Origin of the sequence: Bradyrhizobium sp. LjRoot220, assembly GCF_964252915.1 — a bacterium.
Taxonomy (GTDB): Bacteria; Pseudomonadota; Alphaproteobacteria; order Rhizobiales; family Xanthobacteraceae; genus Bradyrhizobium.
Window position 1 is genome coordinate 152,534 of record NZ_CAXUPS020000009.1, and the last position, 15,391, is coordinate 167,924.

The window sequence follows — 15,391 nt, forward strand, 5'->3', positions numbered from 1 at the left end:
CAGTGTAAAAAGGGCTACGTGCGGACGTCGCAATGGGTTCGCGCATCGATGGGTCTCGTCCGTTTCCGCCCTGTGCCGTACGCCGGAAAGCCTGTGCCGTGCGCCGGAATTGGAACCAGACGTTCCGCATTACTACGGTGGTACTCATGCGCATTTTGTTGTTGCGTCCGGCCCGTTTGCATCTAACTCTTTGTGATGCTGCGAGCGGAATTTACTTCGCAGTCGATCGGTTGGGAGTTGTTGTTGGGGAGTAAATTAGTTGTCGAGCGTAAAAGCGTACCAAGGTGAGTTTGATCCCGGAGCGCGTGCAGCGAGCAGATTTAGACGTATGTTGAGATCGGCGTTTCGCGACGTTCCAAATGAAGAAGGCCGCGAACTCATCGCGGGCTCCCTTCAGTGAAGCCTCCAGACAGAACCGGTAACCGCCTTCTTGCAGCGCTGCCGTCATCGGACCTCGATCTGCTGGGACCCGTGTCAGAGACGGTGGCGCTCGATCCGGAGGCGGTCATTTCGCGAGCGGGTGACCCGATCGCGCATGTCTTTTTCCCGCATAGCGGCGCCATCTCGCTGATGATCGACATGGCGGACGGACAGACGGTTGCCACCGCCGCAGTCGGGCGCGAGGGCGCGGTCGGCATTCTTTCGGTGCTCGGGCCGTCACTTTCGGCCGTTACCGCGGTCGTCCGTGCGGCGGGCAGCGCCTCGCGGATTCCTGCATCGCGCTTTCACGCTGCCTTCAATCGAAGTCCGGCGATCCGGCACATGGTTCAGAATCACGCCAGGGGGATGCTGGTACAGTTCCAGATCGGCTCGGCCTGCAATGCGCTGCACCCGGTCGAAGCCCGCATGGCCCGCTGGCTGCTGCAGTTTCGCGACCGCATCGACCAGGACGTACTTCCGCTCACCCAGCAGGCGTTGTCGCAAATACTTGGTGTGCGACGAACGACGGTGACGCTCCTGATGGGCAAACTGCGCGCTTCGGGAGCGATCAGGTCTGATCAGCGAGGCCGGATCGAGATCGACCGGTCGCGGCTCGCGGCGGCAGCGTGCGAATGCCACGGCACCATGCGTCTCGAAGTCGAGGAGATCTGCTCGGTCAACACCGCCCGATCTCGCCCGGCGGTTCCGTCCGCTGCTGTGCGCATCCCGGAAATTGAATCCGGCGATATCGTGTGAGGTGACCGTCGACCTGTCCGCTGCGACTGGCCGTCGCGTCGATTCGGGAAAGCCCATCGCCCCCTTTAGCGAAGCTGTGAAAAGGGCGATGAACTCGAGAACGGCTGCACCGGGCGATTAGCGAATCCTCCGCCCGTCAGGTTCTCTGGGCCAATCAAGGTCCAGAGCCGATCCAGACTTCAGCAGAACAGACTTTGCATCGAGCTTCGCTAGCTCGTGCAGCACCTTCGCTGTCTGGCGCAGCTCGTTGCGCGCGGGGCCCGGCTTTAGCCGTCGTGCTTCTTCGAGAAAGTCCCTGGCCTGCAGCAGCCAGGTCGACTTTTCGGTTGAGATATCCATGCGCGCCATGGTGTCCCCCATCGCGCAGCACGGTTACGCGCCGGAGCCCGCGCCGAGACGCCGCGTCCGGACGCTCGGCTCGTGGACCCAGGCGTCCCGCGCGAACCAAGCGTGATCGGCGCTGCAGATCGGGCAATGGGTGCGCGAGAAGAACACCGCCCTGCGTCCAAAGCTCTCGCGATCGGTCTTGATGCCGGTGGGAATCGCGCGTCCGCTTTGCGGACATTTCACCATAACCATACCCATGTGTCCCTCCCTTGAAATGGTACCTGCTGTTTTTTCTAGCAATGTACCGGCCGGTTGGATTTGTGCCTCTTGTCGGTGCGATGACTTGGGGGGCATGTCGCACCTGTGCCTTTGTTTGATCGAGCATGTAGTGGGCATGCTCGTCGCTGGGCTTGATCCAACCGGCCGGATCCCTCCTGAACGAATCCTCTATGTGAATTGGGGCGCCGCTTTTTTAGCTGGCTTTGTGGAGCATCTTGGCGAAGTGATCCCTGATCGGCTCACCCGTTTCCGTCGCAAGCTTCTGGGCAAGCGCCAGCAATTCCTTGTTCTGGCCGGATGCGGCGTCGAAGGTTTTGCGCGCCTGCGAGGTGGACAAGGTAACGACATCCGAAACTGACTTGCTGCCCAGGAGACTGACGAAGAAATCGATCGCGGAGGCGGCATTGGCGTTGGAGATTTCGAGCACCTTGAGCCCGTAGTCGGTCGTGCTTCTGGCGTTGCTCGAATAGGTCTCGCGCAGCGCTTCCGTCATCGCCGCTGACGCGACTTTCATCTTCTCGCAGCCTTCCCGCGCGCGGGCGAAGCCCTGCTCGGCAAGCTCGAAGCTCACGCCAGGCAGCGCGATCTTCGGCAGTTCCAACAGTGGCATACCGAATACATTCGCTCCGTTCGGTGCAACTTTCGTTTCGCTTTCACTCACGGTTACATCACCTTTCTCAAGCGAAAGCCTTTTCCCGAGACGCATCGCTTGCGTCACGAGAGCTCACGCTCCGCGTTCGATTTGCTTTTTGATGAGCTTCAATCCAGCCCGATATCACTGTGCCGTGATAAAACGAGGCGGTCGGTTCGATTTGCGACTCTCGGCAAAAATTTTTTCGACGATGTCAATATAAACCAACGTATATTAGTATGACAAACGGGAGTGACGTTGTGAACAACGGGGGCATCGTGAGGCGTGGGCTTTTTTTCGTTTCCGACGCTGTCTTGGGCGAGAGCGAGAGTACAAGCATCAACGGATCGTTGTTTGAAGGCTCCCTTTAGGCGTATCGATTGGAAATGACCGCGCTTTCACCCCAGATGCCAGGAGGGTGCAGATGAGCGAACTTGAGAACCGACAGCTTGTCGAGCAGGCTTACGCCAACTTCAAAGCCGGCGACATCCCGGCGCTGTTGCAATCCATGTCAGAGGACATCACGTGGCAGTTGCCAGAGGTTGAGAACGTGCCTTTTGCCGGCAAGCGACGGGGGCGCGGCGCGGTCGGCGAGTTCTTTTCGACGCTCGCCAGTTTACAGGATGCGCGTTCATTCGAGCCCGGTGAATTCATTGCACAGGGCGACAAGGTCGTCGTGCTCGGCCATTACGTCTGGCAGGTCAAGGCCAACGGGCGCACCTACGAGAGCGACTTCGCGCACGTCCTCACCGTCCGCGGTGGCCTGATCGTGGCCTTTCAAGAGCACACGGACTCGGCTGCGGCCGCCAAAGCGTTTCGTTGAGGGTGAGCACCGGGCAGGAGCCGTAGTGTCGTGATGCAGGCGACGGTACACCGCTGATCGTTAGCTGGCGCGTTCGGTTTTGGCGTCGGCGTTGCGGTTTACAGGGTTCTCTGCCTTCCGGGAAGTCGCGAAGAAGGACTCGTTCTGATAGGTTCGTGAGCGGTAACCGACGGTTGGAGGATGCATCGTTGGAACGCAGGCTTGCAGCAATCCTGGCTGCTGATGTGGCCGGTTACAGCCGTCTCATGGGCGCGGACGAAGAAGGCACGCTCGCTCAATTGAAGGGGCATCGGCAAGCGCTCGTCGATTCGAAAATCGATGAACATCGGGGCCGTATCGTCAAGACGACCGGAGACGGCATGTTGGTCGAGTTCGCGTCCGTGGTTGACGCGGTACGATGCGCCGTAGAAGTGCAACGCGGCATGTGCGAGCGGAATGCCAGGGTAAGTGTCGATAAGCGGATCGAATTCCGGGTCGGCATAAACCTCGGCGACATCATCATCGACGATGACGATATTTACGGCGACGGTGTGAACATCGCCGCACGGCTTGAGGGTATAGCCGAACCGGGCGGGATTTGCATTTCGCGCCAGGCACACGATCACTTGCTCGAAAAACTCTCGTTCACGTGCGAGAAGCTGGGGCTTCGGAACCTCAAGAACATCGCCAAGCCCGTCGAAGTCTATTCGGTGAACTTCGATTCCGTCAGCATGGCGCAGGAGATCAAATATTGCCGAACGTCCGATGGGGTGCGCCTTGCCTATGCAACCGTGGGGCAGGGTTCACCTTTGGTCAAGGCGGCGAACTGGATGAATCACCTTGAACACGACTGGGAGAGCCCGATCTGGCATCATTTGCTGGAAGGATTGGCGAGGAATCACACGTTGGTTCGATACGACGCACGAGGCAACGGGCTGTCGGATTGGGATGTTGATGAACTTTCTCTTGAGGCATGGGTCGGCGATCTCGAAACCGTGGTCGATGCCGTTGGGCTAGACCGCTTTCCGCTGTTTGGCGTCTCACAAGGCTGTGCCATCTCGATTGCTTATACCGCACGGCATCCGGAGCGCGTTAGTCGCTTGATCCTGTATGGTGGTTTTGCGCTGGGCGGCGGCAAGCGATCACCAGCGGAACATGAGAAACGAAAGGCGATGGGAACTTTGATGCGCTTTGGATGGGGCGCGGACAATCCGGCATTTCGGCAAATGTTCACCTCGCAGTTCATTCCCGAGGCTACAAAGGAGCAGGCTGATTGGTTCAACGACCTTCAACGAAAGACCACATCACCTGAATGCGCTGCTCGCTATTTCGAAGCCGTCGGAAATCTCGATGTGCGCGAATTGCTCCCGCAAGTGCAGGTGCCAACCCTGGTCATGCATGTGCGTGACGATCTGATGGCCCCGATCGATGCGGGCCGCCAAATGGCGGCCGGGATTCCCGGTGCCCGTTTCATAGCGCTGCCGGGGCGGAATCATCTTTTTATGAAGCACGAACCGGCCGCTGCTCGGTTTTTCGAGGAGATCAATCTGTTTTTGACTAAGTGATCCGGGCTGGAAGCCAAGCGGCCCAAAAGCAATCGCTTGACCACTATCAAGGGGCCAGCAGGAACTCACATCCCGATCCAGCTATTTGTACGCGCCCGCACCGCCCGTTGGGCCCGTCAGCGAGAGGCATCGTTAATATCATCGTTGGGAACCCATTCCTCCGCGATTGAGTCCCAATGATGGGTGTCGTCGAAGTGTTTCCAGAGTGGCGGCCTTGGTTTGCCTTCACCCCTTTGTCGTAATGCATTCAGTGCGAGGAGTTGGACAAACGCCCCAGCCATTATCACCAATTCGCGAGCGCTATACCGGGAGCTCCATTTGATCGCGAGCATCTGATGCCTCCTTCAAAGTAAGAAGCCTTCCGCCACCTTAGCCCAGGCCAAGAACACGGGAAAGTAAAGTACTTCACAGTCAGCCGACATCTTCGACATAGCCGGTGCCGATCCTATGAGGGCATGCGTCTGGCGGTGCTGCCGAGGCCTGAGTTTGCTAGATCATGTCCTCTCTATCACAAAGACAGGACATTATAGGCGTGGTCGGGCAGGTCCGAAAAGTGCCAACATCAGCCTTTCCGTTTTCCGAGTGGCGCGCAATTGTCTGCTATAGTCTAGCTCGCAGGGCGGATTGGAGCCGAAGGCGTAATCCGCCGTCTTGTGCAACTGCCCGGCAAACATTCCCGCCGAAGTCTCCGCGCGTCAATCGCAGGGGTGACATAATCAAGCGCAGTATCTCACTGCCATGTCGGGCGTTGGAGCCACAAACGGCGGATTACGCCTTCGGCTCAATCCGCCCTCCTTCGCGCTGCCGGATTCCGGACGTGTCAGTTTCGCGAGCAATATAGCCCGTGTCCGCGTCGGGTCATTTTCGGAAGTCGGGCCGCGTGACAGAGATGTCCGCTCCAGCCGAAAGAGCAGATATTGTCGCATAATCCCTGTTCTCGATCAGGACTTCCCCTTGAGTTTAAAGGATCCGAAGAACTTATCCTTCCGTTCCGCGACCACGTCGCGATACGCATTTGGGCATTCAATCGTCAGTATGTAGAGCGCATCTTTCATCCTGATGTAGCGGATATGCGCCGTCGTTGTCGGGCTGGCGACCGAGAAGGACAGGGTATCGACGCCATCGCTGCTATTGCGGCTTACGTCAGACAATTTGTTGGCCGGATTGGATGAGAAGGATTTCGGGATTGCCGCGAGGTCGACAGGTGTCTTTGCCGTGACCGGCCGTTCAACCGCCGTAATCTTGATTCCCTCCGAACTCTTGCCGCCGACGACATGGGTCACTTCGTCGGTGCCGGGATCGCGAGTCGTGAAATCGTTGAAGGGAATTGGCAGGAGGATCGAGAACGAACCCTTGGTCGAAACCGCCGGATACCACCCCGAGCCATCGTCCACGTTAACCCCGACACGATGCATCTCGAGTTTCGGTTCCGCAGTCGCGGACGTAGAGACGACGAGCGCCAGCGCAAGCACACTCGGGAGCAGCCGCGGAATGGAGATGGGCATGGATGGTCTCCCGTCGTTGCAGTCGGCAGGGGATGTCGGTTGTTTGTTGAAAGAAAGGCATGGGTGGCGCCGTCGGCTTTAAAGAACGTTGACCGCTGAGCATCGCGCGGAAATCACCCCGCCGGCTACTTCAACGCCGCCAGCCCGGTATCCGCGACATAGCCGAGCGCCCCGTCCTTCGAGACATGAGCCCATCCGCCCGCGCTCTTCGCGACGACAACAAGCGTTCCCGCGGGCAGCCGTTGCACGATGGCCCCCGCACCGCCATACTGGAATCGCTATCGGGCTCCAATCGCGCGGGAGGGTCAGGAGAGGGGCTGTTCGCATTTGCTACCACCCCTCGCCGTTGCCCGACGGGCAAATCACTTCGTGTTTACAGAAATCGTGTCAAGACTTGAAATAAAAAACATTTCGCTTTTACAGAAGCAAAAATCAGTCTATATCTTCGTCCATCCCGTCCCGCCAGAGGGGCGTATCATGATCGTCACGATCGTTGGGACGGGTCGCGGTGGACGCTGGTAGCGCCGATAACGAACGGCGCGAGAGCGTACGGCAAAGGCGTGTGGTCCCGACGTCGCGGTGCTGGCGTCAATGCACCTGGAGACAATAGTTTTCAGGGCGCAACGGAGGCAAAAGAGCCGATTGAGAGGGCGAGAGCTACTTGCAAACCTCGGGCGCAATGCGCCGCGAGATCGCGAAGCTGTATCTCCGTCATCCTGAGGTGCGAGCGCTTGCGAGCCTCGAAGGACGACGGCCCGGCTGTGGCCGATTCATCCTTCGAGGCTCGCCGAAGGGGCTCGCACCTCAGGATGACGGGTTTGAGAATGAGCCTATCGATAAGCGGCGGCGTACTGGGTCCCTCGCTCCAGTGCGCAAGTGCGCACAAGGCGGAGGACGACAGTTGTATGTGAGGCGGCAGCAGTATGCCGGCCGCATGGCAGGTCACCCCGGCTCGCGCTAGGCCGCCTCCGGCGAAGCTGATACGATTTCAGCCGCACAACGATCAGGGACACAGCATGGACAATCGCAGCGACATCTGGCGGGGCATTGATGTCATCAAGCCTCGCTTCATCGATCTGGCCGACCGGGTCTGGGCGATGCCGGAGGTGTGCTACACCGAGGCGCGATCTTCGGCCGAGCATCTCGCCGAGCTGCGCCACCAGGGTTTTCGCATCACCGAGAATGTCGCCGGCATTCCCACCGCCCTGATGGGCGAATGGGGGGAGGGCGGTCCGGTCATCGCCTTCCTCGGCGAATATGACGCGCTGCCCGGGCTCAGCCAGGAGGCGGGCGTCGCCGAGCATAAGCCGATCGAGGCCGGCGGCCACGGCCATGGCTGCGGCCACAATCTGCTGGGGTCGGCCGCACTGCTCGCCGCCACCGCCGTGAAGGATTGGCTTGCCGCGAGCAAGACGCCGGGCCGCGTGCGCTATTATGGTTGCCCCGCCGAGGAGGGTGGTGCGGCAAAGACCTTCATGGTGCGCTCGGGCGCCTTCGATGACGCCGACATCGCCATCACCTGGCACCCCAACAGTTTCTGGGAAGTCGCGGTGACGCCGTCGCTCGCCAACACCCGCGCCGATTTCATCTTCACCGGGCGCGCCTCGCACGCCGCGGTGTCGCCGCATCTCGGCCGCAGCGCGCTCGACGCGGTGGAGCTGATGAATGTCGGCGTCAACTACATGCGCGAGCACATGCCGAGCGAAGCCCGCGTGCATTACGCGCTGCTCGACACCGGCGGCATCGCGCCCAATGTGGTGCAGGCCCATGCCCGCGTGCGCTATTCGATCCGCGACCGCGACCTGCCCGGGATGAGTTCCTTGGTGGCGCGCGTTCACAAGATCGCGCAAGGAGCGGCGCTGATGACCGAAACCAGTGTGGAGATGCGGATCATCTCCGCCGTCTCCAACGTGCTGGACAACACCCCGCTCGAACAAGCCCTGCACCGCATCATGGAAGAACTCGGTCCGCCGCACTTCGACGCGGCCGACAAGGAATTCGCCGCAAAAATCCGCGCGACTCTCACGGACAAGGACATCGCCTCCGTCTATCATTCGATCGGCATGGATCCGACCGACCGGCCGCTCGCCGATTTCATCGTGCCGCTGGACGCCAAGCGCAATCCGCAGATCGGCTCGACCGACGTCGGCGACGTCAGCTGGGTGGTCCCGACCGTTCAGGTCCATGCCCCCACCGTCGCCATCGGCACGCCGTTTCACACCTGGCAGATCGTGGCGCAAGGCAAGAGCCCGCATGCCCACAAGGCGATGGTGCAGGCCGCCAAGGCCATGGCCGCGCTCGGCGTCCAGGCGCTGAACGAGCCTGCGCTGATCGCCGCCGCCAAGGCCGATCTGAAAAAACGCACCGCCCGCACCCCCTACGTCAACCCGCTGCCGGACAACGTGGCGCCGCCGCTGGATATGTCGGTGAACTGAGCGGGGCACGAGCGTTTCGCATGATTGGCGCCTCCAGAAAGCCGTGCCCCCGCGCATGACTGATTCCGAGTACGACACGATCATCATCGGCGGCGGCTCCGCCGGCGCCACCTTGGCCGCGCGCCTCAGCGAAGATCCCTCGCATCGCGTGCTGCTGCTCGAGGCCGGGCAGGATTTTCGCACGGCAGACACGCCGGAGCACATCCAGATTCCGAACCCGATGCGCGCCATCGGCGATGACAATTTCCGCTGGCCGAAGCTGCTTGCAAGGCGAACCGAGCGGCAGGCGCCGCGCCTGCTGTGGCGCGGGCGCGCCATGGGCGGCAGCTCCACGATCAACGGCCAGATCGCGATCCGCGCGGTGCCTGACGATCTCGACCGCTGGGAGAGAAGCGGCTGCGAGGGCTGGGGCTGGGACGCCATGCTGCCCTGGTTCTGCAAGCTCGAAACCGACAAGAATTTTCCGGATGCCGCCTATCACGGCGATCGCGGCCCGATCCCGGTGTATCGGGCGCCGGTGCCGGATTGGGGCAACGTCGACCGTGCGCTACGCGCATCCGCGCTCGGCCTCGGCTATGGCTGGTGCGACGACCACAACGCGCCTGATGGCACCGGCGTCTCGCCATACGCCATCAACAGCGAGGCCGGACGCCGCGTCTCCACCAATGACGGCTATCTGGAGCCCGCGCGCGGCCGCGACAATTTGCGGATCGTCGGCGACGCCCTGGTCGAGGGCATAGAGTTCGAAGGCAACCGCCTTCACACCCGCGCGGTCCGGGTGCGCATCGGCGGCAAATCATATGCACCGACAGCAAAGCACGAGGTGATCCTCTGCGCGGGCGCCATTCACTCGCCGGCCATTCTGCAGCGCTCCGGCATCGGCCCAGCAGCCTTGCTGGAGGGCCTGGGCATTCCCGTCCTCGCCGATCTGCCGGTCGGCGAAAACCTGCTCGATCATCCGATCATGGATGCGCTGCTGCATTTGCGCGAGCACGGCCAGGTCGGCACGCTGATGCATCGGCACACCAATTGTTGTCTGCGCTACAGCTCCGGCCTCGAAGGGTCAGGCGAGAATGACATGATCATGATCGCCGGCAACCTCGCCCGCGACGTCAATCAGACGGCCAGCACCGCGCGCGGTCGCATCGCCGTGTCGGTCTATCAGGCCTTCAGCCAGGGCCACGTCCGCATCACCACATCAGATCCCACGATCGACCCGGCGGTGGATGAGCGCATGCTGTCCGATCCCAGCGATCTCGTTCGCATGCGTGACGGCGTGCGCCGGCTGCGCGAAATCTGCCTGCAGCCGGCCATCACCGAGATCGCCCACCGCGTCGAGTACGGCGCTACGGGGCGCTCGATGGACGAGGCGCTCAGCGCCACGGAGCTCGACGACTGGCTGTTCACTGAGTGCAGCGACGCCCAGCACGCCAGCGGCACCTGCCGCATGGGCGCCGCCGACGACCCCCGCTCGGTAGTCGATCCCGAATGCCGCGTGATCGGATGCACCGGCCTGCGCGTCATCGACGCCTCGATCATGCCCGAAGTCCCGCGCGCCAACACCCATCTGACGACGGTCGCGATCGCCGAGCGGATGGCTGACAGGTTGAAGGGCGAGAGATGAGGGAATTCGTAGGGTGGGCAAAGCGCAAGCGTGCCCACCATTTTCGCGTCGAAAGGAGTGGTGGGCACGGCGCAAGCGCGCCTTTGCCCACCCTACGACCCAACCCCTACGGATCGAGCTCGGTATCCCAATACAAATAATCGAGCCAGCTATCGTGCAGATAGTTCGGCGGAAACAGGCGTCCGTTGCGGTGCAACTGGTGCACGGTCGGGGCGAACGGGTGTTGCCGCGGAAACATCCGCGCCTGTTGCGGCGTCAGATTGCCCTTGCGCAGGTTGCACGGCGAGCAGGCCGCGACGACGTTTTCCCAGGTGGTCTGGCCGCCCTTGCTGCGCGGGATGATGTGATCGAAGGTGAGGTCGTCATGCGCCAGACAATATTGGCAGGAGAAGCGATCGCGCAGGAAGACGTTGAACCGGGTGAAGGCGGGATGCGTCGTCGGCTTGACGAAGGATTTCAGCGACACCACGCTCGGCAGCTGGATCTCGAAGCTCGGGCTGTGCACCGCGCGGTCGTAATGTTCGACGATGTTGACGCGATCGAGAAACACCGCCTTGATCGCGTCCTGCCACGACCAGAGAGACAGCGGGTAATAACTCAGCGGCCGGAAATCCGCGTTCAGCACCAGTACCGGCCAACCGCCTTGCGAGACGTGTGCGTTCAAGAAACGCTCCTGACTCCCATGTTAGCTGCGAAGCAGCATGCGCCCTGCATACTACAGGCAGCGTGACGGGATTGTGAAGAGCGTTCCGGGCCTTATCCAGCACGGGCCGCCCCCGAATCGCCATGGTTCCTCGGGTCTCGGCGGCGGGCTTTTGGAGGTCAATCCATCGTGATCGGGCGTCCGAAGGCCCGTGCAGCGCGGCCGGCCTCAAACCTTCTCCAGCTTCTGCAGGCAGCGGCCGACCCCGACCTCGGGCGGCATCGGCGTGTCCGGAAAGTCGGTCTTCCAGTTGGTGACGCCGACTTCGCCGACATAGATGTCGCCCCTGGAATCCAGCGCCAGGCCGTGGGGGGCGAGGAATTTGCCGGTCTCGATGCCCGGTCCGTCCTCGCCGCCGAGCCGGGCGATCCGCTGGCCCCTGGCGTCGACGATCGAAAGCCGCGGCCCGAGATTCGGCACCTTGCGGTTGACCGGCATGCCGGGGCCAAGCTCGCCGATGATGAAGGTGGGATGCTTGCCGCCGCAGCAGTGCAGCGCGCAGGGCCGGTGCAGATTGTTCCACTGCGTCTCGTATTTGCCGTTGCCGTCGAACACCTGGACGCGGTGGTTCTCGCGGTCGGCGACGTAGACCCAGCCGTCGGCATCGGTCGCGATGTTGTGGACGATGTTGAACTGGCCGGGATCGCTTCCCGGCTCGCCCCAGGTCTTCAGCAGCTTGCCGTCGGGCGTGTATTTATGGACGCAGGCGTTGCCGTAACCGTCCGAGACGTAGATTTCGCCCTTCGGCGACAGCGCGGTATGGGTGCAGCGGTGAAACGGCTCGCCGCTCATGAACGGCTTGGGCCGGTTCGGGATGCCGATGGTCAAGAGCACCTTGCCGTCGACCGAGCATTTGCGCACGGTGTGGTCGCCGTCATCGGTGCAATACAGATTGTCGTCGGCGTCGATGTGCAGGCCATGGGCGCGGGTGAACAGCCCTTCGCCAAAACTCCTGAGGAAATTTCCCTCGCGATCCAGCACCACCATCGGATGCTCGCCGCGGTTGAAGACGTAGATGCGGTCCCGGCTGTCGACCGCGACGGAGGCGACGTCGGTCAGCCTCCAGCCATCGGGCAGCTTCGCCCAGTTCTCCACCACGCGGTAACGGTGTTCGCCTGAGCCCAGAATGGACGGCATGCGCTGCTCCCGATCCAACGGCCGGTTGATCCAGCCCTTCCCGGCCAAGTGTCGCAGAGGCGAGGACGGAGCACGAGCGTCTTTTGCGCATGGCGCGGGTTCGCCAGCGGCAACCCGCGGGCAGCTGCCGTTGGCTCGACGACGTATCCCGTCAGGCGGTGATGGTCAGATTGCCCTGGGCCTTGATCGGCTTCGACACACCGTCATCGACCTCGACAGCCCATGCGCCCTGATCGGCCTTGCTGATATCGACGTCGCAGATGATTCCGGTCGCGCTCGATTTGACATTGCTGCCGGCAATCGGCGGGACACCGGCCTTGACGAGGTTGACGCGCGTCATCTTGTTGAGGTTCGCTCCGGAAAGTTCGAGGTGCAGCACTGGCCCATCCCTGGCAATCGAAGCCGTGGCGGGCTTGATGCCGCCCAGGCTCGGCGAGGGGACCGTCGCCGCGGCAGCTTCGCCGCCCGCCTTGACCGCCGATGTCACCGTTCCCGCGCCGAGATAGAAGCTCGTTATCGCGGTCATCAGCGTCCCCAGCAAAACCAGCAACTGCTTGGCGAAGTCCTCGCTGGCGACGTTGGCGCTCCGGTAGGTCACGTCGTAAAATCCGGGCTTGCCCGTGGTCGGTGTCGACTGAATATCCCGGGCGTTGGCGTGGCTCCGGATGAATTCCGTGCGGTCGGTGCCCGACATCTCCGCGATGGTGTTTTTCGATCCGCCCGTCGAAATGTTCTGGAACAGGAAGACCGACAGGATGGCGAACAGCACGATCAGCGAGAGCGCAATAACCGCGCGGATAGAGCCCTCCGGAAGGCCCATCGCCTGGTCCTTGTTGGTGAGGTTGAGGATCGAGAAAACCATCGCCACCGCGGTGAGCAGGAGAATCAGCACCACCACGCCGCCGATCGCAAGCAGCGGAAGCGTTCCGTTGGCTACCTCGCTCGTATTGACGAGTTTCATTAAAAGCAGGAACACCACGTAAAGCGCGCCCACCACCACCAGCGCTGCCAGACCCGTCAAGATGGCCCCGCTGTATCTTCTGATGTCCTCCATTGGCGTCCCCTCCCTGATGCAATTTGCTGCACGCGAATACCGGACAACCGCTGCCGTGCCGCCGCGAATTGCTTCGACAACAGCGGTATCCAATCGCGCGGAATAGATGTCGGTCCACCGCCCCCTGCGGCGCCGTCGATGAAAAGTATTTGGCTTCAACAGCGTAAAAAATTGGCAATGACCCTAAGTTGTCCACATGAGAAAAAATTGTCAAGGTTGAATGTCGTCGCAGCCGCGTCCGGCGCCCGATACGGTCGGCGCTGCGGGGTTTGGCTATGCTGAAAGTCCGGTCCGGCTACGCCGGTCCTCGTCAGATTGTGCTTCAGGGCGCGCGGGTTGGCCTTGCCCCGCGCGGCAACAACCCTTCCTCGATCGCCTTGATCTGCAGCGCGAGATGCTTCGAGCCGATGCGGCATTGCGCGAGGCCGCCGGCGATGAACCACAGGCCGGGCTGGCCGGTGCGGGTGTACATGTTGCGCAGCTCCTGGCCGTCGCCAAAACCCCAGATCGTGCCGACGCGGTTCATGATCGCTTCACCGAACAGCAGCCGCACCAGCTCTTCCTGCCGCTTGTAGCCGGTCGCCAGCACCACAAGATCAGCGCCGATGGTCTCGCCGTCCTTCATCTTGGCGCCGTCGGCGACAAAGCCCTCGACATCGGCAAATTGCTTCAGGGCGATATCGCCCTTGATGATCAGGTCGGAACAGCCGACGTTGAAATAATAGCCGCCGCCGCGGGTGAGGTATTTGAACTGCCAGCCGGTATTGTCCTCGCCGAAATCGAGCTTGAAGCCCGTGCGCGCAAGTCCCTCAAGCAACTCTCGATCCAGCTCCCTGGATTTCTCCGTCGTCAGCGCGTGGCTCCTTCGTGCGACTTTCAGCGGCATCGAGACCGCGATCAGGTCATTGTCCTCGAGCGTGCCCTCGTTGTAGGGCGCGTACACCAGTTGCGCCGAGGGTTCGATGCTGACGACCAGCGTCGACGAGCGTTGAAACAGCGTCACACTGGCGCCGCTCGAATGCAGGTCCTGCGCGATGTCGTGGCCGCTGTTGCCGGTGCCGATCACGATCGCGCGCTTGCCCTTCCAGTTCTCGCCGTCGTCGTACTGGCTGGAATGCATCACCGTGCCGCGAAAATCCTTCAGGCCGGCGATCGCGGGCCGGCTCGGAATGCCGCTGACGCCGGTCGCCAGCACCACATGGCGCGGACGCATGGTGCGTGTGCTGCCGTCGGCGCGACGCAGCGTCACCGTCCAGCGCTGTTCCTCTTCGTCGTAGCTGCCGCCCTCGAATTCGGTCTCGGTCCAGAAGTTCAGCTCCATGGCTTCGACATAGGCTTCGAACCAGTTGGCGAGCTTGTCCTTCGGGATGTAGGTCGGCCAGTTCGGCGGGAAGTGCATGTAGGGCAGGTGATTGACCTGCACTTGATTATGCAGCGTCAGCGCGTGGTAGCGCTTGCGCCAGTTGTCGCCGATGCGCTTCTCGCGATCGACGATCAGCGTATCGACATTCAATTGCTTCAGCCGCGCGGCGATCGAGAGGCCGGATTGTCCGCCGCCGATGACGAGCACGGTGGGGTCGTGTTCGGCATAGCCGGCGGAGGCCGTGCGCAGGTCGAGCCAGTTGGGGCCGCGGAAATCGCGCGAATAGGCGTTGCCGCGCGGGCGCGCGACGCCGATCTGCTCCTCGAAGCCCTTGAGTTCGCCAAGCTCGGTCAGCAGCGTCCAGGCCTTGAGCTTGTTGCTGTCGGCCGTATCCGGTATCAGCCGGATGATGCCGCTGCCGCGTCCCACTTTGGTCTCGAACTTGAAGATCGCCTCGATCGCGTTGGTGCCCGCGCGCATCACCTTGCGCGGCGCGGCGCGATCGGGATCGACGGCAAATCCAACAGGGCCAGTGGCCGGCGCGTAACGGCCGAGCTCCTTCAGGATGGCGTCCGCGCCGTTGACGGTCTGGATGTTCCAGCTCAGCGCCAGCACGTCGCGCCAATGGCTGTCGGGATGGAACAGCGTCTCCAGCAGGCGGCTATCGGATTTCGCCAGCGCCGCCTCGAACTGCGCAAGCCAATTTTCGGCGGCCACCGAAATATCGTCCGTCCTGTCGAGCATGCGCGTTTCTCGTCACCGGCCGTCTGTGCGGCGTTTCCCTATTCCA

General features: G+C 61.9%; 14 protein-coding genes. 5 read left to right on the forward strand and 9 right to left on the reverse strand.

Features of this window, described 5'->3' with window-relative positions:
• Positions 1 to 438 precede the first annotated feature (438 nt).
• Complete coding sequence (locus ACSQ84_RS29725) at positions 439 to 1,176, forward strand: Crp/Fnr family transcriptional regulator (RefSeq protein ID WP_436215404.1); 738 nt, start codon at positions 439 to 441, stop codon at positions 1,174 to 1,176.
• Between the two features lie 117 nt (positions 1,177 to 1,293).
• Here the strand turns inward: ACSQ84_RS29725 and ACSQ84_RS29730 are convergent, their stop codons facing one another.
• The 3 genes from ACSQ84_RS29730 to ACSQ84_RS29740 all read right to left on the reverse strand — a co-directional run bounded on the left by ACSQ84_RS29730 (position 1,294) and on the right by ACSQ84_RS29740 (position 2,392).
• Positions 1,294 to 1,524: a hypothetical protein gene (locus ACSQ84_RS29730; RefSeq protein ID WP_436215286.1), complete on the reverse strand. Its 231-nt coding sequence runs from the start codon at positions 1,522 to 1,524 to the stop codon at positions 1,294 to 1,296.
• Between the two features lie 24 nt (positions 1,525 to 1,548).
• Positions 1,549 to 1,761, reverse strand: a complete 213-nt coding sequence (locus ACSQ84_RS29735) for a hypothetical protein (RefSeq protein WP_436215287.1) — start codon at positions 1,759 to 1,761, stop codon at positions 1,549 to 1,551.
• A gap of 214 nt (positions 1,762 to 1,975) precedes the next feature.
• Complete coding sequence (locus ACSQ84_RS29740; protein ID WP_436215288.1) at positions 1,976 to 2,392, reverse strand: phasin family protein; 417 nt, start codon at positions 2,390 to 2,392, stop codon at positions 1,976 to 1,978.
• Positions 2,393 to 2,837: 445 nt separating this feature from the next.
• Between ACSQ84_RS29740 and ACSQ84_RS29745 the strand changes: the two genes are divergently transcribed.
• Entirely contained in the window at positions 2,838 to 3,236 is a 399-nt protein-coding gene (locus tag ACSQ84_RS29745; protein WP_436215289.1) for a nuclear transport factor 2 family protein, read from the forward strand.
• A gap of 188 nt (positions 3,237 to 3,424) precedes the next feature.
• Positions 3,425 to 4,780, forward strand: a complete 1,356-nt coding sequence (locus tag ACSQ84_RS29750; protein ID WP_436215290.1) for an alpha/beta fold hydrolase — start codon at positions 3,425 to 3,427, stop codon at positions 4,778 to 4,780.
• Between the two features lie 941 nt (positions 4,781 to 5,721).
• Here ACSQ84_RS29750 and ACSQ84_RS29755 read toward each other — a convergent pair.
• Together ACSQ84_RS29755 and ACSQ84_RS29760 are read right to left on the reverse strand one after the other, a co-directional pair.
• Positions 5,722 to 6,174 carry a hypothetical protein gene (locus ACSQ84_RS29755; RefSeq protein ID WP_436215291.1) on the reverse strand — a complete coding sequence of 151 codons (453 nt, stop codon included), beginning with the start codon at positions 6,172 to 6,174 and terminating at the stop codon, positions 5,722 to 5,724.
• Positions 6,175 to 6,410: 236 nt separating this feature from the next.
• Positions 6,411 to 6,533 (reverse strand): hypothetical protein, encoded by a 123-nt coding sequence (locus tag ACSQ84_RS29760; protein ID WP_436215292.1) that lies wholly within the window; start codon positions 6,531 to 6,533, stop codon positions 6,411 to 6,413.
• A 768-nt stretch (positions 6,534 to 7,301) separates the two neighbouring features.
• Between ACSQ84_RS29760 and ACSQ84_RS29765 the strand changes: the two genes are divergently transcribed.
• Both ACSQ84_RS29765 and ACSQ84_RS29770 read left to right on the forward strand, forming a co-directional pair.
• Positions 7,302 to 8,720: a M20 family metallopeptidase gene (locus tag ACSQ84_RS29765; protein WP_436215293.1), complete on the forward strand. Its 1,419-nt coding sequence runs from the start codon at positions 7,302 to 7,304 to the stop codon at positions 8,718 to 8,720.
• 55 nt (positions 8,721 to 8,775) lie between these two features.
• Positions 8,776 to 10,344, forward strand: a complete 1,569-nt coding sequence (locus tag ACSQ84_RS29770) for a GMC family oxidoreductase (RefSeq protein ID WP_436215294.1) — start codon at positions 8,776 to 8,778, stop codon at positions 10,342 to 10,344.
• A 106-nt stretch (positions 10,345 to 10,450) separates the two neighbouring features.
• Here ACSQ84_RS29770 and ACSQ84_RS29775 read toward each other — a convergent pair whose 3' ends face one another.
• The 4 genes from ACSQ84_RS29775 to ACSQ84_RS29790 all read right to left on the reverse strand — a co-directional run bounded on the left by ACSQ84_RS29775 (position 10,451) and on the right by ACSQ84_RS29790 (position 15,345).
• The gene (locus tag ACSQ84_RS29775) at positions 10,451 to 11,008 is read right to left on the reverse strand and encodes an HNH endonuclease (protein ID WP_211994154.1); all 558 of its coding nucleotides are present in this window, start codon (positions 11,006 to 11,008) and stop codon (positions 10,451 to 10,453) included.
• Positions 11,009 to 11,215: 207 nt separating this feature from the next.
• Positions 11,216 to 12,184 carry a peptidyl-alpha-hydroxyglycine alpha-amidating lyase family protein gene (locus ACSQ84_RS29780; RefSeq protein WP_436215295.1) on the reverse strand — a complete coding sequence of 323 codons (969 nt, stop codon included), beginning with the start codon at positions 12,182 to 12,184 and terminating at the stop codon, positions 11,216 to 11,218.
• 151 nt (positions 12,185 to 12,335) lie between these two features.
• Positions 12,336 to 13,238 (reverse strand): hypothetical protein, encoded by a 903-nt coding sequence (locus tag ACSQ84_RS29785; protein ID WP_436215296.1) that lies wholly within the window; start codon positions 13,236 to 13,238, stop codon positions 12,336 to 12,338.
• Between the two features lie 322 nt (positions 13,239 to 13,560).
• A complete protein-coding gene (locus ACSQ84_RS29790; protein ID WP_436215297.1) occupies positions 13,561 to 15,345 on the reverse strand; it encodes a flavin-containing monooxygenase in 1,785 nt (594 codons plus the stop codon).
• Positions 15,346 to 15,391 lie beyond the last annotated feature (46 nt).